19 protein-coding genes are annotated in these 25,841 nt (G+C 51.6%); 2 read left to right on the forward strand and 17 right to left on the reverse strand.

The annotated features are described in order from the left end of the window. Positions 1 to 169: 169 nt before the first annotated feature. From deoR to cysK, 17 genes are all read right to left on the reverse strand, one after another. Complete coding sequence (gene deoR / locus ACI4OH_RS08520) at positions 170 to 1,129, reverse strand: DNA-binding transcriptional repressor DeoR (protein ID WP_435721564.1); 960 nt, start codon at positions 1,127 to 1,129, stop codon at positions 170 to 172. Between the two features lie 136 nt (positions 1,130 to 1,265). After that, complete coding sequence (gene rbsK, locus ACI4OH_RS08525) at positions 1,266 to 2,180, reverse strand: ribokinase (RefSeq protein WP_432646915.1); 915 nt, start codon at positions 2,178 to 2,180, stop codon at positions 1,266 to 1,268. 42 nt (positions 2,181 to 2,222) lie between these two features. Next, on the reverse strand, positions 2,223 to 3,245 hold the full coding sequence (locus tag ACI4OH_RS08530; RefSeq protein WP_432646914.1) for an aldose 1-epimerase family protein: 1,023 nt from the start codon (positions 3,243 to 3,245) through the stop codon (positions 2,223 to 2,225). Positions 3,246 to 3,300: 55 nt separating this feature from the next. Then, positions 3,301 to 4,629, reverse strand: coding sequence for an L-fucose:H+ symporter permease (gene fucP / locus ACI4OH_RS08535; protein WP_432646913.1), 1,329 nt, complete (start codon positions 4,627 to 4,629; stop codon positions 3,301 to 3,303). Between the two features lie 39 nt (positions 4,630 to 4,668). After that, positions 4,669 to 5,310 carry a deoxyribose-phosphate aldolase gene (gene deoC / locus ACI4OH_RS08540; protein WP_435721565.1) on the reverse strand — a complete coding sequence of 214 codons (642 nt, stop codon included), beginning with the start codon at positions 5,308 to 5,310 and terminating at the stop codon, positions 4,669 to 4,671. Between the two features lie 270 nt (positions 5,311 to 5,580). Further along, positions 5,581 to 7,173: a bifunctional metallophosphatase/5'-nucleotidase gene (locus ACI4OH_RS08545; RefSeq protein ID WP_439784594.1), complete on the reverse strand. Its 1,593-nt coding sequence runs from the start codon at positions 7,171 to 7,173 to the stop codon at positions 5,581 to 5,583. A 165-nt stretch (positions 7,174 to 7,338) separates the two neighbouring features. After that, positions 7,339 to 10,479, reverse strand: coding sequence for a pullulanase X25 domain-containing protein (locus ACI4OH_RS08550; protein ID WP_439784595.1), 3,141 nt, complete (start codon positions 10,477 to 10,479; stop codon positions 7,339 to 7,341). An 82-nt stretch (positions 10,480 to 10,561) separates the two neighbouring features. Beyond that, a complete protein-coding gene (locus ACI4OH_RS08555) occupies positions 10,562 to 11,947 on the reverse strand; it encodes an S-layer homology domain-containing protein (protein ID WP_439784596.1) in 1,386 nt (461 codons plus the stop codon). A 235-nt stretch (positions 11,948 to 12,182) separates the two neighbouring features. Beyond that, positions 12,183 to 12,959 (reverse strand): HAD-IIB family hydrolase, encoded by a 777-nt coding sequence (locus ACI4OH_RS08560; protein ID WP_439784597.1) that lies wholly within the window; start codon positions 12,957 to 12,959, stop codon positions 12,183 to 12,185. 12 nt (positions 12,960 to 12,971) lie between these two features. Then, positions 12,972 to 14,636, reverse strand: coding sequence for a glycoside hydrolase family 13 protein (locus tag ACI4OH_RS08565; RefSeq protein ID WP_439784598.1), 1,665 nt, complete (start codon positions 14,634 to 14,636; stop codon positions 12,972 to 12,974). A 99-nt stretch (positions 14,637 to 14,735) separates the two neighbouring features. Beyond that, entirely contained in the window at positions 14,736 to 16,856 is a 2,121-nt protein-coding gene (locus ACI4OH_RS08570) for an alpha-glucoside-specific PTS transporter subunit IIBC (RefSeq protein ID WP_435721576.1), read from the reverse strand. Positions 16,857 to 17,146: 290 nt separating this feature from the next. Beyond that, positions 17,147 to 17,941, reverse strand: coding sequence for a MurR/RpiR family transcriptional regulator (locus ACI4OH_RS08575; protein WP_295634195.1), 795 nt, complete (start codon positions 17,939 to 17,941; stop codon positions 17,147 to 17,149). A 121-nt stretch (positions 17,942 to 18,062) separates the two neighbouring features. After that, positions 18,063 to 19,004, reverse strand: coding sequence for an AEC family transporter (locus ACI4OH_RS08580; protein ID WP_435721580.1), 942 nt, complete (start codon positions 19,002 to 19,004; stop codon positions 18,063 to 18,065). Positions 19,005 to 19,139: 135 nt separating this feature from the next. Further along, positions 19,140 to 20,591: a TrkH family potassium uptake protein gene (locus ACI4OH_RS08585; protein WP_435721582.1), complete on the reverse strand. Its 1,452-nt coding sequence runs from the start codon at positions 20,589 to 20,591 to the stop codon at positions 19,140 to 19,142. 30 nt (positions 20,592 to 20,621) lie between these two features. Beyond that, positions 20,622 to 22,100: a TrkH family potassium uptake protein gene (locus ACI4OH_RS08590; RefSeq protein WP_432647430.1), complete on the reverse strand. Its 1,479-nt coding sequence runs from the start codon at positions 22,098 to 22,100 to the stop codon at positions 20,622 to 20,624. 19 nt (positions 22,101 to 22,119) lie between these two features. Beyond that, a complete protein-coding gene (gene trkA, locus ACI4OH_RS08595) occupies positions 22,120 to 23,472 on the reverse strand; it encodes a Trk system potassium transporter TrkA (protein ID WP_432647431.1) in 1,353 nt (450 codons plus the stop codon). 166 nt (positions 23,473 to 23,638) lie between these two features. Then, the gene (cysK, locus tag ACI4OH_RS08600) at positions 23,639 to 24,571 is read right to left on the reverse strand and encodes a cysteine synthase A (protein ID WP_432647432.1); all 933 of its coding nucleotides are present in this window, start codon (positions 24,569 to 24,571) and stop codon (positions 23,639 to 23,641) included. Between the two features lie 222 nt (positions 24,572 to 24,793). Here cysK and ACI4OH_RS08605 point away from each other — a divergent pair, with 222 nt between their 5' ends. Further along, entirely contained in the window at positions 24,794 to 25,240 is a 447-nt protein-coding gene (locus ACI4OH_RS08605; protein WP_432647433.1) for an RrF2 family transcriptional regulator, read from the forward strand. Between the two features lie 331 nt (positions 25,241 to 25,571). Beyond that, positions 25,572 to 25,805, forward strand: coding sequence for a ferredoxin (locus tag ACI4OH_RS08610; protein WP_432647434.1), 234 nt, complete (start codon positions 25,572 to 25,574; stop codon positions 25,803 to 25,805). Positions 25,806 to 25,841 lie beyond the last annotated feature (36 nt).

Consider the following 25,841-nt stretch of genomic DNA (forward strand, 5'->3'; position numbering starts at 1 on the left):
TTTTCTATACGAACAAAGGCATGTTCAAAAAATGCATAAAAATAACCCGCAGCGTTAGGGACTGCTGCGGGTGCGAAAAGGAAAATAGAGAAATGGATCTGTTGCAAAATGAGATCGAACAGTTGATAAAAAAATAAACATCCATAGGTACTCCGAGTTCTGAAACACATTATGCAAAATTTTTTAAGGCCACTGCGGTATATCGATCTGTAATCAAGATATTCATATAACCTGCCTTCAAAGCAGCATGGATTGCCCGAATTTTTTCTTTACCTCCGGCAACCAGAATACGCGTTTCTTTTTTCTTGAATTCGTCCAACTGGATCCCTACCGTCCGGGCATTCAGTTCTTCATCTACGATTTTACCATCATCATCATAGAAACGTGAGCACAGGTCTCCAGCAGCTTTCTGACTGAGCAGTTCCCTATCCTTTTCATTAATATAATAGCCTAAGTGGAACAGGATAGATTCATTGGAAGCTGTTCCTACCGTTACAACGGCAATATTTGCTTTCTTGCCCATATCCAGTATATGTTTGACGTACTTATCGTGTTCGACCAGACGCTTTACTTCCATATTGTCGAACATGACTGGGATTGGCAGGAAAACGCCTGTGGTGGAAAATGCAGCGGCGACAAGTGTTACGATTTCATGGGCATACGTATTGGCCTTAGAATAGCTGATGCCCCCCTTTAACTGCACCACTTGTACGCCCTTGACAGGTTTTGATTTTAGATGAAGCGCCATCTGGTATAAGGAAGACCCCCAACCCATGCCGATAATGTCATTGTCTTTGACGGTTTTCCATAAATAGGATGCAGCAGCTTCGCCTATGGCCTTTTTTAGCTCACGGTCATTGTCAAGAGGAGCATTGGCTACGATTGCATCTTTTAAATGATATTTTTTACAAAGTTCACCACTGAGAGATGCCTTTAAATCAATGGGATCAATAATCCTGATCTGCACAAAGCCCTGATCTTTGGCATGCTGCAGCAACCTGGAGACGGATGGTCTTGATATCCCCAATTCATTCGCTATTTTTTGCTGGCTCATATCCGATTCGTAGTATAATCGGGCTGCATCGATGCTCAGCCTGTCTTTATCCCTATCCGGTTCCATATCTGTCATCCCTCTCAAAGAACTTTTTATCATTTTTATTATAACAAAACGCAAGAATTATATTCAATGGAAACCATATATTTTATGAAAAAGACGACATCCTTAAGGCAGGATGCCGTCTTTTTTCTGCGTTCCACTTAAGCGTTTAAGCGTTCAAAAGTTTCAATACCTCTTCCTTTTCAGGATACGATTTTTGCGTACCGCGTTTGGTTACGCTAAGACCTGCAAAGGCACTGGCCGTCTTCATCGCTGCGATGATATCATGATTTTCTACATAGCAGCATGCGAAGCAGCCGATGAAGGCATCTCCCGCGCCGGAGCTGTCTACTGCATTTACTTTAAACGGCTTTACAAGCTGAGTGCCGTTTTCATCTACCAAGAGTGAACCATGCGAGCCCATCGTGACGATAACGTGTTTCAAGCCGCGAGCGGATAACGATTTAGCAGCAGCTTCAATCTCTTCCTGATTGGATACAGGCATACCGGTTAAGATAGCCAATTCTGTTTCGTTTGGCATAAAGAAGTCGCATTGGCATACCTTAGCAATATCCAGTTCCTTTGTGGCCGGAGCAGGATTCAGCAGAACCGGGATATTATGTTTTTTACCGAAATCGATGGCATAATATACGGTCTCAAGGGGGATTTCCAGCTGCAGAATAATCAACTTGCAGGTTTTCAGATCTTCTTCTGCTGCATCGATATCAGCCGGTTTTAAATCATTGTTAGCCCCCTTGATGATCAAGATGCTGTTCTGTCCGTTTTTATCAACGAAAATCGGTGCTACACCACTGGAAACACCAGGAACTTTCTGAACGTATTTGGTGTCGATGCCATTCTTTTTAAAGTTAGCAATGGTATTGTCGGCAAAAAAGTCATCACCGACTTTGGTTACCATCAGAACGTCCGCACCGTATTTTGCAGCGGCGACAGCCTGGTTGGCGCCTTTACCGCCGCAGCCCATTGAAAAGTCTGGAGCTTCTAATGTCTCGCCAAGAACTGGCATACGCGTGATATACGAGGTGAGGTCGACCATGTTCGACCCAATAACAGCAATTTTCATGGGAAATGCATCCTTTCTATGATGCTGGAAATAATCAATGTCTTACTTTAAACCAGTCATAACAGTAAACGTCTTTTTCTCGTTCGGCTGGAGGTAAAGGAGCGTGCCTGCTTTCTTGGCAGCCAGGAATCCTTCCGGACGGCAGGTTGCTGGCAGGACAAAAGCGGCGACCTGCAGATCATCGTTCTTCATAATCCAGCGAGTAGCACTCGTGAAATCCTTCGTCGAGAATTCCGTCTTGAAGCCATAGCCTTTCGGGGAATCAATCTCTACCGTCACATCCGGTGCATACTGATCGATGTGGTCTGCCATGAAGACAATCTCCGGATCATACATGTCTGGCTGGTCGAGGACTTCCATGCTGCGTCCTTCCTTCTGCAGCTTTTTAATTTCTTCGTTATAAGCCAGCCATTTCTCGGTCGGATGAACATGCGACGGAATCGATTCACGCAGTTTGAAAGCTGTTGCCGGGATGTTCGACGAGATGCGTCCCTGATCAACATATGCGTAATTCATATGGCACATGTACTGCAGCGGCATTTCCGTGCAGGTAAGGTTTGTAACTTCCATGTGGATCTTGAAACGCGTAGCATCTTTTGTCAGTGTTACGCTTGGCTCTGCGATGTAATGATAACCGAAGCCCTGGCAATATTCGTACTTGCTGACCAAAGCTACAGAATCTGCAGTGACCTCTAACCAAGCTTCATCCATCGTTGCGCAGGAGAATTCACCATGCATTGGATGCGTATCTTCAGGCCCTGGGCAGCCATTCGCCAGAAGTCCGGAATGGAATGCAAAGCAGCCATAGGTATCAACAATGCATTTTGCAGGTTTCGGCTGTTTGAAGATATTCTTCAGGCGCAGGCTGATTCCATTAAAAGCAGCGTCCCAAATGATTTGTCCCATGTACGGAAGAAGCTCTACATAGCCTTTGCTGTTCTGGATTTTTACCGATTCAATGCCGGATGGATACCGAAACGATGTAACTTTAAAATCATCATTTTCCAGCAGAGTCTTATGACTATCTGTAAAATAACTATGATTCAGAAAAATCTTTGTAGACATCACTATGGACCTCCTAAATAAACAAGATGCTTAAGAATCTAGAGAATAAAGAACATTAATGTTCTGCCGTAGGAATGGCATCTTCAACTTTTTCCGTGCGATACTTTTTAAAGAAATAGTAGCCGACATAAGCGAAGCAGAAGAAGTTAACGATGAACGAGAACTGCATCGAGCCAGACACATCGGAAACATATCCCTGGATGGCCGGAACAACAGCACCACCAATGATAGACATAACAAGGATTGCACCAGCCGTAGCCGTGTATTTTTTATCAACCGTCTTCAGCGTTTCGCCGTAAATCGTTGCCCAGCAGGGTCCCATAAGAATGCTGATTGCTACAGCGGCATATACTGCCGTGAAGCTCGGCATGAAGGATACATAAAGAACAAGCAGGCAGCCGATGATGGAATATGCGACAAGTACTTTATTCGTTGAGAAACGGGCAAGAAGGAAGTTTGCGATAAACTTACCAACGAAGAAGCATGCATAGCTGATTACCATGAAGTTCGCAGCCATACGTTCGTTAATGGAGGCATCCATCGTCAAAGCCAGACGGATGGTGAATGACCAAACAGCAACCTGCATACCGACATAGAGGAACTCGGCAAGAATGCCTTTTTTGAATTTTGTGTTGTCTGCAAGGTAATGCAACGTTTCGATGATGCCAGGATCTTTTTCTTTGGAATTCTCGGGAACCACAGGTTTGCATTTCGGATATTTTGTGAAAGCAAACAGGGCGAGAACAGCGAGAAGAACAACGATGAGAACACGGTAAGGTTCCAATGTATTCATCAGCATATCAAGGCGATAAGCATGTGCCTCTTCTGCCGTCATGCTGGCAATCTGTGCGGCCATACTCTGACCATCTTCGAAGATTAAATATTTACCAAGCAGAATACCTGCGGCAGCACCAATTGGATAGAACGTCTGGCTGATATTCAGGCGAAGCGTGGAATACTTTTCAGGGCCAAGCATCGTGCTGTACGTGTTCGATGCCGTTTCAAGGAAACCAAGACCAATTGCAATAGCGAAGACAGCTGCCAGGAACATCGTATACGTTGCCATATGAGATGCCGGGAAGAAAAGTGAGCAGCCTACGATATAGAAGATTAAGCCGCAGAGGATGGCGGTCTTATAAGTCGTTTTTTTGATGACCATTGATGCTGGAATGGAAATGAGGAAGTAGCCACCATAGAAAGCACTCTGTACCAAGGCACTGGCAAAGTCACTTAGATCAAAAACACTCTTGAACTGTGTAATCAAAACATCATTCAAGCTTGCTGCTGCTCCCCAAAGGGGGAACAGGCAGGAAAGAAGAATGAACTGGAAAATCGGGGTTTTGTTCAGATATCCGTTGTCGTACTGAATCCATTTTGAACTCATATCTCTTTCCTCCTATTTTCAGAGATAATGGCTGACGAATCAGCCCTGCATAATTTCTACACCATGGCTGGTGCCGATGCGGTTTGCGCCAGCGGCAATCATAGCTTCAGCTTCTTCTTTGTTTGCTACGCCGCCAGATGCCTTGACGCCCATATCCTTGCCAACGGCCTGACGCATGAGCTTAACATCTTCGACTTTTGCGCCCCATTTCGAGAAACCGGTCGAGGTCTTTACAAAGTCAGCGCCAGCCTTCTTAGCGATTTCGCAGGCTTTGACTTTTTCGTCGTCTGTCAGCAGGCAGGTCTCGATGATGACTTTCGTTACTTTGCCGTCAGCGGCCTCAACTACTGAACGAATGTCATTTTCTACATACTCATATTGTTCATCTTTCAGGAAGCCAATGGGAATAACCATGTCGACTTCATCGGCTCCGTCTGCAATAGCCTGCTTGGTTTCAAAGACTTTGACGGAAGTCGGCGTTGCACCTTCTGGGAAACCGATGACCGTTACAACGTTCACACCACTGTCAGCAAGTTCTTTATGAGCATAAGATACCCAAATCGGGCTGATGCATACAGAAGCGAAGTGATATTCCTTAGCTTCTTTCAGGATCTTGTCGATGTCCTTTTTCTGCGCGTCCGGTTTGAGATATGTGTGATCAATATACTTTGCAAGTTCCATTTTGTATACCTCCAGATTGTTTCTTATTTCTTCTGACAGTTCATATAATAGCACTACTTTGAACGAATGTAAATAATAAAATGAACAAAATTTTATAATAAGAAAAAATATCATCCATTACTCATTGAAAAATATTCCCCAGCATAGCCAAAATTTTTAAATGTACGGCTTATAAGGCCTCAGATTACCCGCACCAGATGTTTTCTTTATACAAAAAATGGAGAGAACCTCACCAACGAGTTTCTCTCCATTTTTACTTTTTATATATCATCATTTAAGGATGGTAATGCGGCCCTGCGGCGCAGCGTACTGGCTGCCGACCGTGCCGCCAAGTTCTTTGATGTAGTTGCGCACGGCGTCTGCATCGAGATAGTCGACGTCGTGTACCTGAACCTTTTCGGGATCCTGCATGACGTAGTAGGAGTCGCCGCCCGAGGTCAGGAAGTCGGGAACCGCGATGTTATACACCGCATTCGGGTCAAAGGCCCTGCCGCCCACGCTCTTGATCGTCACGCGAGTGCCCGGTTTGGCCGGCTGATAGTAGACGGAATGCGGATAGAGCTCACCTTTGACAAAGGGCTTCGCCGTATCAATTGTGTACTCGATACCGGCGACCTGCGGGAAGGCACCAAGTGCCGTCGGCGTCGTGCACGTAGCAGCCTCGAGGACCTCGAGAAGCGTCGAGCCCTTGAGCGTGACATACTGCAGATCATTGTGATACGGCAGGACGCGCAGGATATCGGCCTGCGTGACTGTCCCCTGCTTAATGCCCGCGCGGATGCTGCCGCCGTTCATGACAGCGCCGTCAATCGTGACATGGTCAAGGACCGTGGCCTGACGGACCTGCCAGAGATACGCATCGGCAATAAAGTCGCCGAGGTTCGTTTCCTCCGTGCGCACGCCCGGGTCACGCGAGCCATTGAGCTCGACAGACGTCGTACCGAGAGGTGTCGAAAGCTGCTTGTCGATATCAGCCTGTGCCTTGTCGACCATAGCCTTTACCTGGGCATCTTCCTTGTTGAAGCGGCCATAGGCATGCAGGTCTTCCTGCCATTTGCCGTCTTTGTACTGCACAACGCCGATGTTGGCGAGATGTGCGCCCGTCTCCGTCAGCAGCGTACCGTTGACGTAAAGATTCTTGACCGTGTGGTCATGGCCGTCGATGAAGACATCGATACCTTTGACATTTTCGAGGACATCATTCGAGCGGTCGCCAGCGGCATCCGGCTCGCTGCCGAGATGGCCAATACCGACGATGAGGTCGCAGCCCGCTGCCTTAAGAGCGTCGACTTCCTTCTGTGCCGCCTTGTACATTTCCTCTTTCGAGAGGAACGTAAGGCCGCGCGTGCTCTTCGGATTGGCCGTCGTGATGGTCGACGGCGTCGTCAGGCCGAAGACGCCAATCTTGAGACTGCCCTTTTTGATGATGGTATGTGTTTTCGGCGTAAAGGACTTGCCCGTCGACTCGACGATGATGTTCGCCGACATGACGGGGAACTTCGCCTGCTTGATGCGCGCCAGCGTCACATCAGAGCCATAATCAAATTCGTGATTGCCGAGCGTCATGGCATCGTAGCCCACCGCATTCATGAAGTCGATGGCCGTCTTGCCCTTGCTGAAATTGACAAGGTTGTTGTCCTGAATGGCATCGCCGGCATCGACGAGCAGGACCTGATAGCCCTTGGCCTCATAATCTTTCTTGAGTGCCGCGACCGTCACCATGCCGTTGACGCCGTCGGCACGCTGGTCGTATCCATGCGTATCATTCGTATGCATGATGACGAGATGCGAAAAATCCACCGCAAACGCCGTGCCCCAAAGGCAGGCAAAGACGAGTGTCAGCACTGCCAGTATTTTCTTCATAGGCTTCCCCTTTCTTCGACAGCCATGGCTGTCAGACTGTTTTTTATCATTATATCAGGTTTTGTCGAGGTACGCATGACGCGCATAAAAATAACCCGCAGCGTCGGGGGACTGCTGCGGGTTTGAAAGGGAAAATAGAGAAATGAGGGATTTGTGATGCCCGCTTCAGTCTTCCACGAGCATCATGCCCTGGTTTTCACCAAGGTTCAAGGTGAGATTGCCGCCGCTGACGGTGACTTTCGTGCCAGTCAGTTCGTCGGTAAAGGCCGTGCCGTTGGCAAAGGAGACAGGCAGAACGACCTGCTGGGCCTTGCCGCGGTTGAGGGCAACAATGCCGGATTTGCCGGAGTCCGCCGTGCGGCTGAAGGCGTAGATATCGCCCTCGGCTTTGAGTGTCTTGACATCGCCGCGCGCAAAGATGTCCTTGTGCGCGTTGCGGACGCCGATGACCTTTTTATAGTAGGCAATGAGATCTTTATCCTCCTTGCCCCACGGATACGTGCGGCGGCAGTCCGGGTCGGCGCTGCCGAACTGTCCGGCTTCATCGCCGTAATAGATGGTCGGCATGCCCGGATAGCCCATGAGGAACGTCGCGGCGAGTTTGAGACGGGCCTTGCCGAGATTGTAATTGAAGTCTTTTTTCGTGGCCTGTGCGACATTTTCTGCACCGCCGCCGAATTTATAGATGGCGCGGACCGTATCGTGGCTGTCGACGATGTTCATGAGGTCGTAGAGAGCTTCCTTCGGATAGTTCTGGCGCAGAATCGTCAATTCATCGTCCGCAGCCTTGGCATCGCCCTTATCGAGGAAGAGGTCGCCGAGGGCAAACGAGAGCTTGTAGTTCATGACGGAGTCGAATGTATCGCCCGTGAAGAACTGCGAGCCGTCCTGCCAAATCTCGCCGAGCAGCAGCGGGTCGTCGCCATTCTTCGTCTTGATGGACTTGACTTCCTTACGTACATCGGCCCAGAATCCCGGCGGCACCTCCTTGGCGACATCGAGACGCCAGCCCGAGAGGCCTTCGTCGAACCATTTCATGATGACGCCTTTATCATTGCCGCGGCCATAGAGCAGATAATCGCCGAGGTCCGACTTGACCGTGCCCTGCTCCGAGCCCGGATAATCGGCATCCTTGAACGGCACGAGGCTGTCGTAGCCCTGCCAATCATGATAAGCGTATTTCTTGCCCATCATGTCCTGCGTCTTCTGGTTCTTTATCTCGAACCAGTTCTCCCAATGCCACGGGCTGAAGACCTGACCTTCGGCCTCGAGCTCTTTCTTCGCCTCGACCTTTGCCTGGTCTTCCGTCATATGCTTGTCATTCATGAGGTCATAGATGCGGCTCCAGTATTCATACGCACCGACCGTCTTATACTTGCCGTAGCGGTCGAAATAGATGGAGTCATCGCCGACGTGGTTGTAAACGCCGTCCATGATGAGGTGCATGCCGCGTTTCTGCATTTCCGCCGTGAGTTTCTCGAGGTCCTTCGTCGTACCAAGGAACGGGTCAATCGTACCGTAGTCGACGGCATCATAGCGGTGATTCGAGCAGGCGTTGTAAATCGGGTTGACGTAAATCGCCGTGACGCCAAGCCCCTGCAGATAGTCGAGCTTCTTCGTGATGCCGGCGATATCGCCGCCAAAGAAGTCGTTGCACTCCCATTTATCGCCATCGGCAGCCGGCGTCTTGCTGTAGTTGGCCGGCAGTGCATTCCATTTGCGGTGCTGGACCGGCTGGAAGCCGCGGGCATTTTTGCGCGCGTAGTCATTGCTCTTATCGCCATCGAAGAAGCGGTCCGGGAAAATCTGGTAGCAAACTGCGTCTTTGGCCCAATCCGGCGTCTTGAAGTCTTTGCTGTAGACCGTCAGCTGATACGGCTTGACGCCGCGCAGCTTAAGCTGCCCCGTATGGCCCGGCTTCGCGTCATCGCCGTATTCCTTCGTGTCGTTAAGCAGGAATTTATAGCCATAAAGGCCGTACGACTGCGGCGTAAAGGTGACAGACCAAATATCCTGGTCTCCCTTCGTGCCGACTTTTGTCATCGGATAGTAGCTGACCGTACCGGCCGTGTAATCCGGATTGTACTCATCGCCGCCGTTAGCCGTAATCTTGGCCTTGTAAACGACGAGTTTGGCATTCGTGACATCGCCCGTGCCCGTGGCGAGCGAAAGTTTGACCGGCGTGCCTTCCTTGACGGCTTCAAACGGAGAACGGTAAGCCGTACTCCAGCTGTCATGGTAGACCTTATCCTCACGGATGCGTCCATCGTCAGCGATGAGCTTCTGAGCCTTGCTGTCATAATAGAACGTAACGTCGCCGTCTTTGGCCACATTGACGGTCTGCGTCAAGGCATCATGGCCCGGCATCGCAACCGTCACCGTGTATTCACCTGCGGAAAGAGGAATCGTCTTCTGGAACAGATTGTCGAGCATCTGGTCGCGCATCAGCGGGTCCTTGACTTCGCCGAAGCTGCCCGAGATGACCGGCAGCTGACTGTCAGCGAGGAAATTGTACTCCGTGCTGTTCTCGATATGATGCGACTTATCATTATAATAGAAGGTAACTTCCTGCGCCTTCGGCAGCGTCAGCTGGACATTCGCACCGTCGAAGTTGCCGCCGAGGCCGTAGTTTTCGGCCCAGCTGCCGTTGACGGAAATCTTGTAGTAGTACGTGCCCGCCGGCAGATTCATCTTATACGTGTAGAAATCATGACCAATCGACTTCATGCGCGTCGTCTGGTCCGACGGGTCCCAATCCTTCTTGGCACCGGCCTTCGTCTGTACCGTACCCGTCAGGACGATGCTGCGTCCATCTGCTGCCAGAGCCTTCTGCTCGGCATCCTTGCCCTGATAATCGTACGTGATGGCATGCGTTGCATCGTCATACGTGAACGTGACATCGTGGTCCGCGAGCAGGCGAATGGGGATATTCTTGCCGTTGGCCTCGCCATTCGCACCGTAGTTGACGTCCCAAGAGCCGCCGACTGCGACCTTGAAATCATAATTGCCCTTCGGCAGATGGCCCGTAAAGACATGATGGCCCGCGCCATCCGATTTCATAATGGTCTTAGCATCGGCAGGATTCCACTCTTTCGCAGCACCGAGCTCATCCTGCAACGAGCCAACGAGTACCACATCTGTTTTCTGCACAGATGCGGCCTTCGCCGGTACTGTTTCTTTCACCTGCGCAGCAGCTTCTGCCATGCCGTAAAGTGAAATTGGCTGTACTGGAACAAACGGCACCGCCAACAGCCCAAAAGTCAACGACATGCCGACGGCACGCGCTAAAATCTTTTTCCGTTCCATATGAATCCTCCATATAAAAGGAACGATAAACCGGAGAGTATGGACTCCAATTTATCGTTCTTGTTAAGCTGTCAGGGAAATATCAGAAGTGGTAGTCCACCTGCGTGCGGAAGAGCTTGCGGTCATACTGCCAATCCTGACTCCAGCCGCGAACCTGCGGGGAATAAAGCGTTTCCCACTCAATATTCTTGGCCGGCACGTACTTGACGCCGAAAATCCAGCCTTTCGTGCCGTTCCAAATGGAGTTCCATTCATCATCACCAGCGAGCCAGCCGTTTGCACCGTATTTGATATAGCGCGTGTAAAGCTGATATGTGCCTGGGCAGTTAAGGTCCGTATTGCGATAGTTAAGGCGCAGAGCCAGGGAATTATTCTGGAAGTCTGCATCCGTGCGGGAGTAGTCAGCAAGGAAGCGTACATTCTTCGCGAGATTGATGCCGGTACTTGCTACCCAGCCATAGCTGCGAGGATTTTTCGAGCCTGCAACCGTTTTTTCCTTAATCTTATAGCCGTCATCAGGATCGGCATAAGCATAGGAACTCGTGCCGTTCACTTCACCTTTATCAAGACTGCTCTTGCCATACGCAAAGTTGACATCCACGGCATGGCCAATAGCACCCCAGGCAGCCACACCATAGATGCTCTCTTTATTGCCATCACCGGTCGAAGCCATCCAGAAGCCGCTGCCCGTCAAATGCGTGCCCGGAATCGGCACACCGAACTGGATACCATCGGATTCATTGCCGAACAAGACATTCTGCATGCCGAGGCCGCGCCATGCACGGCCGACGCTGACCCACGACTTCGAATTGGGGAAGTAACCATCCACCCAGATGCGCTGCATATTGCCATCGTGGCCGGACCAAGTCTTTTTGCCATTGGACGGGCTGAAGCCAGTTTCTTTGTTGCGGTCATGGCCATCATTATAATGACGGTTTGTCTCACTCTGGAAATGTGCCGTCCAATCCTTATTGACCTTGAAGTCACCATAGAGGTTCATATAGAAACGGTTGGTCTGTTTGTCCAATGTATCATCCGTCGTATTTTTATCATGGTCATACTGGGTACGGACAAAGCCATGGATATTGACACGGCCTACTTCATCCTTCAGGCCCTGAATATCTTTTGTATTCTGGTCAACCTGTTTCTTCAGCGTGCTGATTTCGCCAGCATACTCACCCTCGAGTTTTTCAAGGACGGTCTTATCACCATAGTTCAAATTCGTTTTCTGCATAGCCTTGGCAACGATGGATGCCATTTCATAACGCGTCATGGTGCGGCCGCCCTGGAAGGTACTATCCCCCATACCTTCGATGACGCCCTCTTTGGCGAGATAGTCAAGAGCCTGATAGGACCAGTGGTCCTTCGGGACATCCGTAAAGCTGTCCGCCGTAGCAGCAAAAGCGGTGCTGGACATTCCGACTGTCAGACCAGCGAGAATGGCAAGAGCTTTCTTGTTGATTTTCATGTGATAGACTTCCTTTCCCTCTAAAGATTCGGAATATTCATCTTTATAAGAGTGAGAGCCCCCGATCTATCCTTGTTCCGATGCGAAGGTCTCATCCAATAAATTCAAAAAGGATTGTAAGCGGCCTCGTTGTGATAGAGTTGAGGCCGTTTGCAAAAAATCATCTGCCTGTATGGTATCTATGTTGTCAGGCAAAGGGGAAATTTATAACACGCAAAATGCGCGAGGGGCTGATTTAAATGTTGGCGAGCAGCATGGCACCGACGCTTTCGTAGGAAGCGCGGGCCTCTGCCTTGATGGCGTCACGGGCTGTATCTACTGTGTACCCGTTGAAGGCCTGAATCATCGGCAGATCGTTGACTTCATCGCCAATCGCGAAGATTTCGGCATCCTGCCAGCCCATAAGTGATAGAGTATGAGCAATGGCCTGATCTTTGCCGATCTCCTTCGGCGTGATGTCGACGGCGCAGCGGTTCGGATAAGCGTGAACCACATCCCCGAACTTCGCATTGACTTCGTCGCTCGCGGCGAAGGCATCCTCGGGATTCGTGAAGCCGAGGGCAAATTGGTGGATGGTCTGCGGCAGATGGTCAACGTCACTCTCTTCGATGTGAACAATCGGAAAATCCCACTGTTTCGCTTCGCGGATGACCCAGGTACCTTCTGACGCATGGCAGAGATACGTGCGGTCCGCAGCGGACAGGGCAAAATGGAAGGACTTGCGCACCTCCGGCAGCTTGGTGAGTTCGGCGAGCATCTTCGGGGCGATTTCCGCTTCCCAAAGGACCTTGCCCTCAGCTGTGCAGATGATGCCGCCATTATTGCAGGCCAGATAATCGTAGCCAACGCCATAATGCTGGAGCTGCGGCACCAGCATGCCATGGTCGCGGCCCGAGACCACCCCAAATTTATGTCCGGCCTCACGCCATTTTTTGATTGCTTCCGCATCACTTTTCGCGATTACATCCTGACGGAAGAGTGTTCCATCATAATCACTAGCGGCTACTTTCATCTCGGATCCTCCTTATTTGGCATAGACAACGGCTTCCGCCGGTCTGAGCGTTCCTTGTTTCGAGTCCTCGTAATTGCCAAGTACATGCTTGGCTCCTTCGAGGCATGCTGCATCGTATGTTACAGATTCATTCGTGAAATTGACGATGGTATAAACGGTATGTTCGCCGAGCACGCGCTTGAAAGCGTATACGTGTTCATCGTCGTGCAGGATTTCTTCATAACGGCCCTGCAGCAGGATGTCAGAATACTCGCTTTCCGTGCGCAGGCGGTTCATCATGCGGTAATAGCTGAGAACAGACGTGCCGTCTTCGCTTTCCGCCTCTACACAGCAGCGGTCAAAATCCTTGTGAACCGGCAGCCACGGCGTGCCCGTCGTGAACCCTGCATTCGTATCATGCGTCCACTGCATCGGCGTGCGCGCGTTGTCGCGGCTCTGGAACTGTACGGCCTTCAAGGCTTCTTCCGGCGACAGGCCTTCCTTGATGGCGTATTCATACTGGCCGTGCGTCGAGATATCATTGTAGTCCTCGATTTTCGGGAAAGCCACATTCGTCATGCCAATTTCCTCGCCTTCGTAGACAAAAGGCGTACCGCGCAGCGTGAACAGGATGGTCGCCAGCGCCTTGGCCGCGGTTTTCGGATTCGTTCCTTCCGGGAAGTAACGGTGCATCGAGCGGTTCTGGTCGTGATTCTCAAAGAAGATCGGATACCAGCCTTCCTTGGCTGTCGCCTGCTGGCTGGCCGTCAGTGCCGACTTGAGCTGCGTGAGCTTCCAGGGGAAGCGCTTGCACCAAATCTCGCCTTCCGGATAGGAAAGCTCGAGATGGCTGAACTCAAACAGCATCGAGAAAACACCGTTGTCGCCGACCCACTGCGGCAACTCCTCAGGGCTGACGCCGTTGGCCTCGCCGACCGTGAAAATGTCGTGGCCGTCAAAGACCTCGCGGCGGAACTCATGAAGGAAATCGAGGATGCCCGGCGTATTGGCCGTCATCTCATGGATGCCCGAAAGGCCATCCGCGCCGTCAACAGGTCCATCCTTGAATTCCGGCTTCTTGATGTAGACGATGGCATCGATGCGGAAACCGCCGACACCTTTGTCGAGCCAGAAGTTGGCGGCATCGAACAGGGCTTTGCGGACTTCCGGATTCTCCCAATTGAGGTCCGGCTGCGCCTCGGCGAACGTATGCAGGTAGTACTGCTGGCGCTCTTCGCACCATTTCCACGCCGAACCGCCGAAAATTGCGCGCCAGTTGGTCGGGGCCGAACCGTCCGGCTTGGCGTCGCGCCAAATGTACCAGTCGGCCTTAGGATTCGTGCGGTCCTTCTTGGATTCGAGGAACCACGGATGCTGGTCGGAGCTGTGGTTGAACACGAGGTCCATGACAATGCGGATATTGCGTTTCTTCGCCTCGGCGATGAGTTCTTCCATGTCCTCCATCGTGCCGTACGACGGGTCAATATCGCAGTAGTCCGAGATATCATAGCCATTGTCGACCATCGGGGATGGATAGACCGGCGTGAGCCAGATGGCTCCGGTGCCGAGGGATTTTAAATAATCAAGATGGCTCGTGACGCCCGGAATATCCCCGACGCCCGTCCCCGTCGTATCCTGAAAGCTTTTTGGATAAATCTGATAGACGATGGATTTCTGCCACCATTTCAATTCTTTCATATAATAACTACTCCTTTCTTCCGAATATCATCCTATCATAAAAAGCAAGGGTGGAGTGTGGAGGTCTCCACGCTCCACCCTCTTTTTATGAATGACACATCAGAAGGAGATGATCGGGGTTTCGTTGACTACGACTTCGCCATCGGCAGCTTTCTTCATCTGCGGATAGTCGGCGCTGTTCGTGACGGCCAGGATGATCGTATCCTTGTAGCCGGCAGCCTTGATGGCGTCACGGCTGAAGCCGATGAGTTCGTCGCCGGCCTTGACTTTTGCACCCTGTTTCGTCAGGCAGCGGAAGCCCTTGCCGCCCATCTTGACCGTATCGAGGCCGATGTGGATGAGGATCTCGGCACCATTCGTCAAGCGCAGGCCGATGGCGTGATAGGAACCTTCCATGATCATGGTGACTTCGCCGTCAGCCGGAGCTACGACCATTTCCGTCGTCGGCTCGATGGCAACGCCGTCGCCCATCATCTTCTGGGAGAATACATCATCCGGAACTTCCGTCATGTCGATGAGTTTGCCGGAAGCAAAGGCATTGAGCTTCATCGAAAGATCCGTCTTGACGGGTTCACTCGGGTTGGCAGCAGCTTTCGCTTCTACCGGAACATCGGCGATATCGCCTTTAAGGAGAGCATCGAAGTAGCTGCGGACATTCGGCACAGAGAGGCCGACGATGACCTGGATGGCATGGCCGTTCTTAACAAGGCCAAAGGCACCGGCCTTCGTGAACTTGCTGGCTGCAGCGACTTTATCAGGATCTGCGACCGTGACGCGCAGACGCGTTGCACAGTTCGTGACTTCTTTGATGTTGGACGGGCCGCCGAGGTTATCGAGGAAGACCTGAGCTTTGAGGGCTTCCGGATTATTGGCAAGACCTTTCTTTTCCATTTCTTTCTTGGCCTTGTACTCGGCTTTCGTGAAGAGCTTATCCTCTTCATCGTCATCCGTGCGGCCCGGCGTCTTATAGTCGTTCTTGAGAATGAGATAACGGAATACGAAGAAGTAAATTGCGGTGAAGCAGAGGCCTACGACAATCTGCATGATGTAGGTGCCTGCATGATATTTGAAGAGTGGAATCCAGTTCTGGACGAAGCAGTCGATGAGGCCGCCGCCAAAGTTACCGGAAAGACCGAAGAAGTACAGCGTTGCGGAAAGCGTAGCTGCGAGAACGGCATGCACTGCGTAAAGGAGCGGTGCGACAAAGAGGAACGTGAATTCGATTGGTTCGGTGATGCCGCAGAGAACGGCCGTGACCGTTGCCGGAATCAGGAGCGTTGCGACCTTTTTGCGTTTCTCCGGCTTTGCGCACATATACATGGCAAGAGCAGCACCAGGAAGACCGAAGACCTTAGACATACCGTGGAGGGCGAAGCCGCCTTCCGGGAACATTTCTTTCAGCGAATGAGCGCTCGTAGCGAAATCATTGAGGTGCTGGAGCCAGTAAGCCTGGATACCGCCATCGCAGACGGCCGGGCCGAAGATGAACGGCAGGTAGATGAAGTGATGCAGACCAGCCGGCAGGAGGATACGTTCGGAGAACGTGTAGCACCAGACACCGACGATGCCGCTTGTTTTCAGGAAGAACTGGAACTGTTCAATTGCATGCTGGACAGCCGGCCAAACAAAGCAGAAGAGCAGTGCCATCGGGATCATGACGGCGAAGCCAACGGCGACGACGAAAGCAGGTCCCTTGAAAATACCGAGCCAATCAGGAATCTCGGTATCGTAGAAGTGGTTGTGCAGCCACGAGGAGCAGCAGGCGATGAAGATAGCACCGAGCATGCCCATATCGAGGGTCTTGATGTTCGCGATCATCGCGAGGCCCGTGCCGGCACCAGCGGCCTGGCTGTAGTCAACTCCGAAGAAGCTGCCGTGCAGCGTCAGGAAACCGGAGATGAAGTAGTTGAAGCACATGTAGATGACGAAGGATTCCATTGCGCAGCGCGCCGGTTCCTTCTTTGCGAAGCCGATTGGCACCGCAATGGCAAAGAGGATTGGCATCTGGGCGAATACCGTCCAGGCACCCTGTTCTACGACAAACCAGAAATCATACCAGACGGTGCCTTTATCTGCGATGCTGCCGAGAAGCATGGTGTTCTTGCAGACAATCGAGATGGCGACCGTGAGACCGAAGAATGCGAACAGAATGACCGGCGTGTACATTGCGCCGCCAAACCGCTGCAATTCCTGCATGACGCGATCTTTCTTGATCGACATGTTCATTCCCCCTAAATCTTCATTACCCTTACATATAATAACGTTTGAAAACCCTGCCGCCTCGATTCGTTTCTTATCGATTTGGCTTGTCATCCAGAGGGAGGATTGCAATCCCCCGATCCATCTCTCTGGATTCCCTGTGACTAAAGAATACTAAAAAAAGCCCGCGAACGCAATAGTTTCGCGGGTTTCAGGCACATTACCCCTGTCGTGTACCATGGTACATTTCACGGATATTGATACACATGAGCAATAGCAAGGGTTCAAGGGCACTTCTTGTTTATATCCATTTATATTGTTGACTGAATGTTTTTCTGTTTCAGCCGATGCACATACATGCGGTATTTGACATACCAGACTTCGATGAGCATGAAGTACGGCATCATCGACCTAAACATAATATGTTTGCCGTCATCGGCATCGTAGAGCTGGAATTCCGCCGGTGAGACGTAGAGATTGACGGTCGAAAGGCTTGCCAGCGTATTGTCGTGGAGCTTCGTGATGGATATCAGCGGAATATCGCGCAGCCCGAGTTCACGTGCGACCTCAACGACGATCGGCGTTTCCCCCGACAGGGAAATCACAATAAACAGGTCATCCTTTGTCGCTGTCTCAAGTGCTGAATAGAATTCTTCCCTTGCCGGAATTTCACAGAAAAAAACATGGTCGTAGAAAAACAGGCGTTTTAGCTCATGCATAACATTGGCCTGCACGTATCCCGAAGCAAAAGCAAAAACACGGTTGGCTTCATGCACGAGGCGGCTTGCACTGTCAAAATTACGCTTGAAAATCTTTTCACCAGTCTTAAGATAGAATGTCTTGAGGTCCTCAATGACATTCGTGTTGTAATGCGGCTGGTCGGGTTCCTCCATTTTGAGAACAGCCTTGAGTTCGCCAAAGCCGTCAAGGCCAAGTTTCTGCGCAAAACGCACAATGGTCGTGCTCGAGACGCAGCATTCCCTTGCGAGCTCATGAATGGAGATATGGCTTGCAAGTTCCCGGTGCTGCAGGATATATTTCCAGATGACCATGTCTGTATCATTAAGGTCTTGTCGATGGGTGTTGATGAGTTCATCGAGTCGCATGCTCTATTCCCCCTAGGATATTTCTTCTTTCGTCTCTATCTTCTCTAAATGATACCATCCATAGAGAAAACCGACAAGGCGTTCGCTCATAGATATTTTTTATGTACCGTTAAGGGAATCATTAGAACATGCCAAGCGTCTTCAGGACAAAGACCCAGCCGAAAATCGTAAAGCACGAAAGCCCCGTCGTATAGACGACACAGTTGCCGGCAAGATCCGCATCGCTGCCCATCTGCTGGGCCATGGCAAAGCCGGCGACGGCACACGGCGTCGCAAAAATCGCCATGAGCGTCACGAGCTCGATGCCGCGGAAGCCGAGGAAAATTGCGAGGCTCAGCATGATGGCCGGCACGATGAGGAGGCGGCCGCAGATACAGCCAATGAGCTGCGGCAGATGCTCATGGTACGTACCAGCCTTGAACGAAGCACCGAGGATAATCAGGGCAATCGGCGTCGTTGCCGCGGCAATCTGGCTGATTGGCTTCAGGATGACCTTGGGCAGAGGAATACCGAGCAGCAGGAGCGCGAAACCGAGAATAGCACCGAGAATCATCGGATTCTTAAGCACATTCCTGAGAATGCCCCAAACGTCAAAATGACCGCCGCGGAACGTCTCGAGAATAAAAACGGAAATGATATTGTACATCGGCACAATGATGGCAATCATCATCGTCGGAATGGCCAGCTGGTCGTCGCCGAAGATGTTGCTGATGATTGGAATGCCCATGATGACAAAGTTGCTGCGGAAAATGGCCTGAATCATCGCCCCGCGGCGTTTATTCGACTTTTCAATCAGGCAAATGACGATGCCACCGATAATGGCCGACGCGAGGACGCCGAGGGCACCGAATAAAATCAGATGCGGCTTAAACGTCTCGGCAATATCCGTGGTGTAGATGTTGTAAAACATCATGAAGAAGAAGAAAATCTTAAAGACCATGCGGTTGACGTGCGCGAGTTCCAGCTCCGTCAATAATTTCATCTTTTTGACAGCTACACCAATGAGCATCAGGAAGAACAAAGGAATGACCGCACCAATCGCCACGATCAAATTGCTTATCATAGGATTCCCAGCTTTCTTTCAATAAATAAATCCAATACTTAATTCATCCATAAAACAGAGTTATGGTTTCAGTATAACACAAAAGGGAGCATCTGTGTAAAATGTCACAGATGCTCCCTTTGCATATGAAAATTCTTACCAGCGATGGCGAAGTTTCCAGAATTCAGGGCTCAGCATGACGAGCAAAGTGAAGAGCTCGAGGCGGCCTAAGAGCATTTCCACGCAGAGAATGCTCTTCGTGAAGTCCGACAGCCCCGCAAAGGTGCAGGTCGCGCCCGCAATGCCAAAGGCCGGACCGACGTTGCCGAGTGCCGTAACGCTGATGCCGATGGCGTCAAATGCCTCGATGCCGTCAAAAGTCAAAAGCAGCGCCCATAAGACAATGCAGAAGATGTAAAGAAAGAAGAACTGTCCGACGCGCAGCAGAATATCGTTTCCTACTTCTACGCCGTTCATGCGCGCGCGGATGACGCGGCGCGGGCTGAGCTTTTGATGCACGACGGCCCAGGCACTCTTCACGAGCAGCACGACGCGCGAAATTTTGACGCCGCTGGCCGTCGACCCTGCACAGCCGCCGCCAATCATCAGCATCATCAAGATGCCCTTTGAAAAAGCCGGCCACTGGTCAAAATCAGCCGAGACAAAGCCCGTGGTCGACAAAGAGCCCACCTGGAAACTCGCATAGCGGAAGGCCTCAGAGGGCGTCATGCCCATTGCAGCGACAAGATTCCAGGTGATAAAAAGCATCGCTGCCGCGAGGATGCCGAGATACGCCTTGAACTCCGTATTGCGCCAAAGAACGTGCGGCCCCTTCTTCCAGACGCGGTAGTAAAGGCCGAAGTTGCCGCCCGCAAGAATCATGAAAAAAGTCATCCAGCTCTCGAGAGCCGGATTGTCAAAATGCATGGCATTGTCATCATAGAGCGAGAATCCCCCCGTGCCGAGCGTGCTCATAGCATGCGCGATGGCATCGAGGAATGTGAGCCCGCAGCCCAGATAGATGATGCAGGCCGCCGTCGTGAAGACCATGTACATGACAAAAAGAGAGCGCGTCATCTCGCGCAGGCGCGGCAGCACGCGGTCACGCGTCGGCCCCGTCGTCTCCGCGTTGTACATGTAAATCGTGCTCTGGCCGGCCTGCGGCAGCAGCGCGATGAAAATGACGATAATGCCGAGTCCGCCGAACCAATGTGTCATCATGCGCCAAAACAAAATGCTGAAAGGCTGCGACTCGATGCTCGTCATAACCGTCGCACCCGTACCCGTAAAGCCCGAAATACTCTCGAAAAGGCCGTCAAGAAAGCCGAGCGAACCGCTCAAAAGATACGGCAGCATGCCTAAAAAAGTCGCGAGCATCCAGCCAAGCCCCGTGATGGCCGCACCCTCGCGCATCGTCAGCTGCTCATTTCCCGACCTGCCCTGTACGCGCAGCGCTGCGCCGATGAGCACGCAAATGAGGATGGACACGGCAAAAGCCGGTGCACTTGCCTCCTGACCGTAAACAGCCATCAAAAAAGGAATCATCAGGATGACAGCTTCTGCTGAAACAAGCCGTCCGAGTACATAATAGATGATATTCCAGTTCACGCTGTCACCCCCCTTATCCGTAAAATACGCTTACCAATGCCGTCCCAGCGAGCGGATGCCGCCATCGAGCAGCACAAAGAATGAAAAAATCTCAATGCGGCCGATGATCATGATGAACGAGCAGAAAAGCTCGAGCCAGGCAGGCGCCGCAGAGAAATCCGCTATGCCGAAGAGGTCCGCCGTCGAACCCGCGCTCGTCAGGCAGCCTGCGGCCACGCCCATGGCCTGCATGAGACTCATGCCCGCCAGCGAGATGACCAGGGAAGACACGATGAACAGGCTCATGAACAGAAAAAAGAACGTCAGGATGCGCCCGACAATTTTCATCGGCACGGGCAGTCCATCGATCTTGATGCTCACGACCATGTGCGGGTGCAGGGTATGGCGCACTTCCGTCACGGCCATGCGCATGAGCACCAGAAGCCTCATGGCCTTGAGGCCGCCGCCCGCCGAACCGATACAGCCGCCGACAAAGACGAGTGCAAAGAGCAGCAGGCGCGAAAAATCCGGCCAGTCCCAGCACGGCGCCGAGACAAAGCCGCTGGTCGACAAAAAGGACATGGTCTGAAAAAAGCCGTAGCGCAGACTGTCTGAAATATTGTAAACACCAGTACGGCAGAGGTTCCAGGCAATGAGGCCGCCGCTTGCTAAGAGCAGCGCCGTATAAGCCTGCAGCTCCGTATCGCGGAGCATCAGGCGAAAACTCAGCCTGTCCCAGGCCTTCCAGCAAAGCAGGGGATTGAGGCCAGCCATGAACATCGAAATGCCCGCAGCCAGTTCCAGATTGGGACTGTCGTAGGCCACAAAGGCCGTCGTCTCAGCCGAACCGCTTGAAGATAGCGTCACCATGGCCCGCGTCAGCGCCGAAAACGGCTCCAGCCCGGCCAAAAGATACAGGAAGAACGACAGGGCCGTCAGACTCGCGTAAACGCCAAAGCCCTGCCGCGCCGATTCTGCCATCTTGTGCCAGACAGGACTGAAAAAAATACTTTGCCGCGCCGAGAGCGTCAGGCCAAAGCAGCCGCTGACCTGCGGCAGCACGGTGGAAAGGATGATGATGAAATTGAGACCGCCCAGCCAGTTCATGATGCTGTGCCAGAGAATCATGCTTGGCAGCATATCTGGCCGCGCATAATCAAGGCACGAAAGCCCCGTCGTCGTGATGGCGGCCGCGCTTTCAAAAAAAGCATCGACGGGATGGGGCAAAATACCCGACAGCACATACGGCATCATGCCCAGCATGGAAAGCAGCGGCCAGACCAGCACCATGAAAAGGGCACCTTCCCAGACATTGATTTGTCTTTTATGGTCGCGGCCCAGCCAGATAAAGCCAAGTCCCAGCATCATGGACAGGACAGCCGGCACCAGATAAATCCAGTATTTCCCTTCCTGCCCGAGCAGGCTGTCAGCCATGGGCGCAAACATAGAGAGCCCGATGATTTCGGACACGCCGCCCATGAGCAGCCAGAAGATATCGAGCTGCCGACTGCTCTGCCTCAACTTCAACATGGACTCTTCCTCCGCCTTCTCATTCTTTGCCCTTAAAATACTTCATGACCTTTTTCGAAAACTGTGTCTGGATAAAGAGAATCGTACGGTCCCCAGGCTGCAGGACCGTAGAACCATTTGGAATGACGGCTTCGCCATCGCGCACATAGGCGCAGACGAGACATTCGCGCGGCAGCTTGGCCGCCATCAAAGGCTTGCCCGCCACGGGTGCGCCTTCCTGCACAATGACTTCGACGGCCTCGGCCTTCGCGCCTTCGAGCAGCGAGACCGAAACGACGCCGCCGCGTCTGGCAAAGGCCAGGACCTCACTTGCAGACAGCAGGCGTGCCGACAGAACGATATCGACGCCGACTTTCTCCATGAGCTCGACGTATTCATTGCGCGCAACGCGCACGACGGTCTTGGTCTTATTATGCGACATATGGCGGGCCAAGAGAGCCAGCATCAGATTGAGCTTATCATCCTCTGTCAGGCAGACGACGACATCGGCCTCAGCCACGCCCTCTTCCGTCAAAAGGTCGATATCCGTGCCGTCCCCGCAGATGGCAATGCCGTCGACGAGTTTATCGGCCATGAGGCGGCAGCGGTCCGGATCTTTATCGATGACCTTGACGCGCACGCCCTGCTTTTCGAGCATCGGCGCCAGAGCGCGGCCGGCTCTCCCCGCCCCGATGATGATGACGCGGTGCAGTTTGCGCGCATCGCGCTGCACGAAGGTCTGACTGAATTTCTCGATTTCCTCCGGAATGCCGATGAAATACGCATTGTCATGCGGCAGCAGGCAGTCATCGCCGTGCGGGATGATCATGCGGTGATCGCGAAAAATCATGCCCGCGAGCACGCCCTTCGGGAAATCAATATCCTTGAAGGGAATGCCAGCCAGCGGCGATGAACGCCGGACCTTCGTCTCGAACAGGCGGATCTTGCCATGGGCAAAATCTTCGACATCGAGTGCGGCCGGCGTCATGAGAATGCGGTTGATTTCATTGGCCGTAATGAGCTCCGGATTGAGCATGAGGTCGATATCAAAATTTTCCTTGAGATAATCCTTTGCTTCACTCATGAACTGCATATCGCGGATGCGCGCAATTGTGTGCTTGATGCCGTGTTTTTTCGCAAGGATGCAGGCCACCATGTTGACTTCATCACTGGCCGTCACGGCAATCAGGATATCCGAGCCGCGAATGTCAGGATCATTCATCGTGATAGGGCTTGCACCGTTGGCAAAGATAGTCAGTACATCGAGGGTATTCTTGACTGCCTCAAGCTGGCTTTCATCGTGGTCGATGACAGTCACATCAAACTGTTCCTTAGAAAGCAGCGAAGCAATGCTGTACCCGAGCTTGCCGGCTCCTACTACAACGATACGCAAGTTGACGACCTCCCCTGTCCGGACTTTTCTATCGTAAAAAAATAAGACGTTTTTGCTGTTATTATACCATCTCTGCTATTTGCAAACAAATCCGGACACAGAAAACGGGCAGGAACCTGATAGCTCCTGCCCGAAATTGTGTGATTTAAGAGGGATCTGTCTTTGCTTATTCTGCGAAAAGCTCCGTGGAGAGGTAACGGTCGCCCGTATCCGGCAGCAGAGCAACGATGTTCTTGCCTGCAAATTCCGGACGTTTTGCGAGCTCGATGGCTGCCGAAAGGGCAGCACCGGAAGAAATGCCGATGAGCACGCCCTCGACGTGCGAGAACTGACGGCCATACTTGAAGGCATCTTCATTGGCAACAGCGATGACCTCATCGTAAACCTTCGTATCGAGCGTTTCCGGCACAAAGCCTGCGCCGATGCCCTGAATCTTATGCGGGCCAGCCTGTCCTTTCGAGAGGACCGGGCTCGTTGCCGGCTCAACAGCGACAACATGGATGTCCTTGTTCTGCTTCTTGAGGTAGTGGCCAACGCCCGACAGCGTGCCGCCCGTGCCAACACCGGCGATGAAAGCATCTACTTTGCCGTCGAGGTCGTTGTAAATTTCCGGGCCCGTCGTTGCTTCATGGGCAGCCGGGTTAGCCGGGTTGTTGAACTGCTCCGGAATGAACGAGTTCGGCGTGACTTTGGCGAGCTCCTCTGCCTTGGCAATGGCACCCTTCATGCCTTTGGAGCCGTCCGTAAGGACAATCTTGGCACCGTAAGCCTTCAGGAGGTTGCGGCGCTCCACACTCATCGTCTCCGGCATCGTCAGGATGGCCTTGTAGCCGCGTGCAGCTGCGACGCTGGCAAGACCGATGCCCGTGTTGCCGGAAGTCGGCTCGATGATCGTAGCACCCGGTTTGAGCTTGCCATCTTTCTCAGCCTGCTCAATCATGGCCTTGGCAATGCGGTCCTTGACGGAACCAGCCGGATTGAAATACTCCAGCTTGACGTAGATGTTTGCCTTAAGGTCGTTGGCCTTGATGAAATTATTGGCCTTCAGAAGCGGCGTGCCGCCAATCAGTTCCGTAACGCTGTTGTAAACTTTAGCCATGGTGAATACCTCCATTTATCTTCTTGTTATCTTCTTGCTTAAACGCTTAATTGAAAACATATATGATTAATATGTTTATATATTAGCACAGGCTATCCGGCTTGTCAATAGCAATTCTGCGGGGATTGACTTTTTCCTCTATTTTTACTATGATATATACTATAGTATACTAGAATGACATATCGTTTTGGTATGAATATTTGTAGAAACGAGGGAATATAGATGAAGATTTCTGCCAAGGGCCGTTACGGCCTTGCTGCCATGACCTATCTTGCCCGCAATTATGCTGCAGATACGCCTATCACCATTGTCAATATCTCGAAGAAACTCGGCATTTCGAAGATCTATCTGGAACAGGTCTTTTCCTTATTAAAGAGAGCTCAGCTCGTCACTTCCATAAAAGGAAGCCAGGGAGGCTATCAGCTGGCCCGCGCGCCGCGCAGCATCACGACCTATGACATTCTTGCGTCCATCGAGCTGTCACTCATGGAAAAAACAGCCCCGGCTGCTCAGGAAAAGATGCCGGAACTCGACCGCGCACTGGCTTCCTGCGTTTTTGACCCGCTCGATAAGGCCATCCAGCAGACACTTGCCTCCGTATCGCTCGATGATATCCTCACGGCCATCGACAAGGAGAAGTCAACGGAAAGCCTCATGTACTTTATCTGACCTCTCTAAGCAAATAAATCCAGCAAAAGAACGGCAGAACGTCGATGATTTCCTCGTTCTGCCGTATCTTTTGCGCAAAAATATGCATGTTCCGCCATTATTTATATAGAAAACGTTATCTTAATGGGATTAATTCCACAAAATCATGGAATTTCCATAAATTAGACGTAAAATGCAGGTTAACATCAATTCCAATCTGTAGTATAATAACCGTAAGTTGTGAAGGATACGCCCCTATCCCTCTCATCGCTTACAACAGCCCGCAAGTTTTCAATGCATGATATTTGAATTTCTCAAAGTCATGCCGTCGGTTTTGTTGGAGGTGTTTCCCATGATGATCGACAACATTCGCGTTATCATCGAACAGGGTCCCTTCTCCGCGGAAGACGCGCAGTATTATATCGAACGTATCAAAGCTACTACGAAGTTCACATTGAAAAAAATTACATTTACACGTTCCGATACTTATCTGGATATCCGCTATTCCTTTGCAGAGATTCCATTTGAGCGCATCCGCCGAGTGCCATTGGCGGCCCCACCAGAAAAACGTGCTGTGAATAACTGATTGTATGTTATATATCGGTTTACAGAAAAGCCCCGA

The organism is Mitsuokella apri (assembly GCF_051886055.1).
Classification (GTDB): domain Bacteria; phylum Bacillota; class Negativicutes; order Selenomonadales; family Selenomonadaceae; genus Mitsuokella.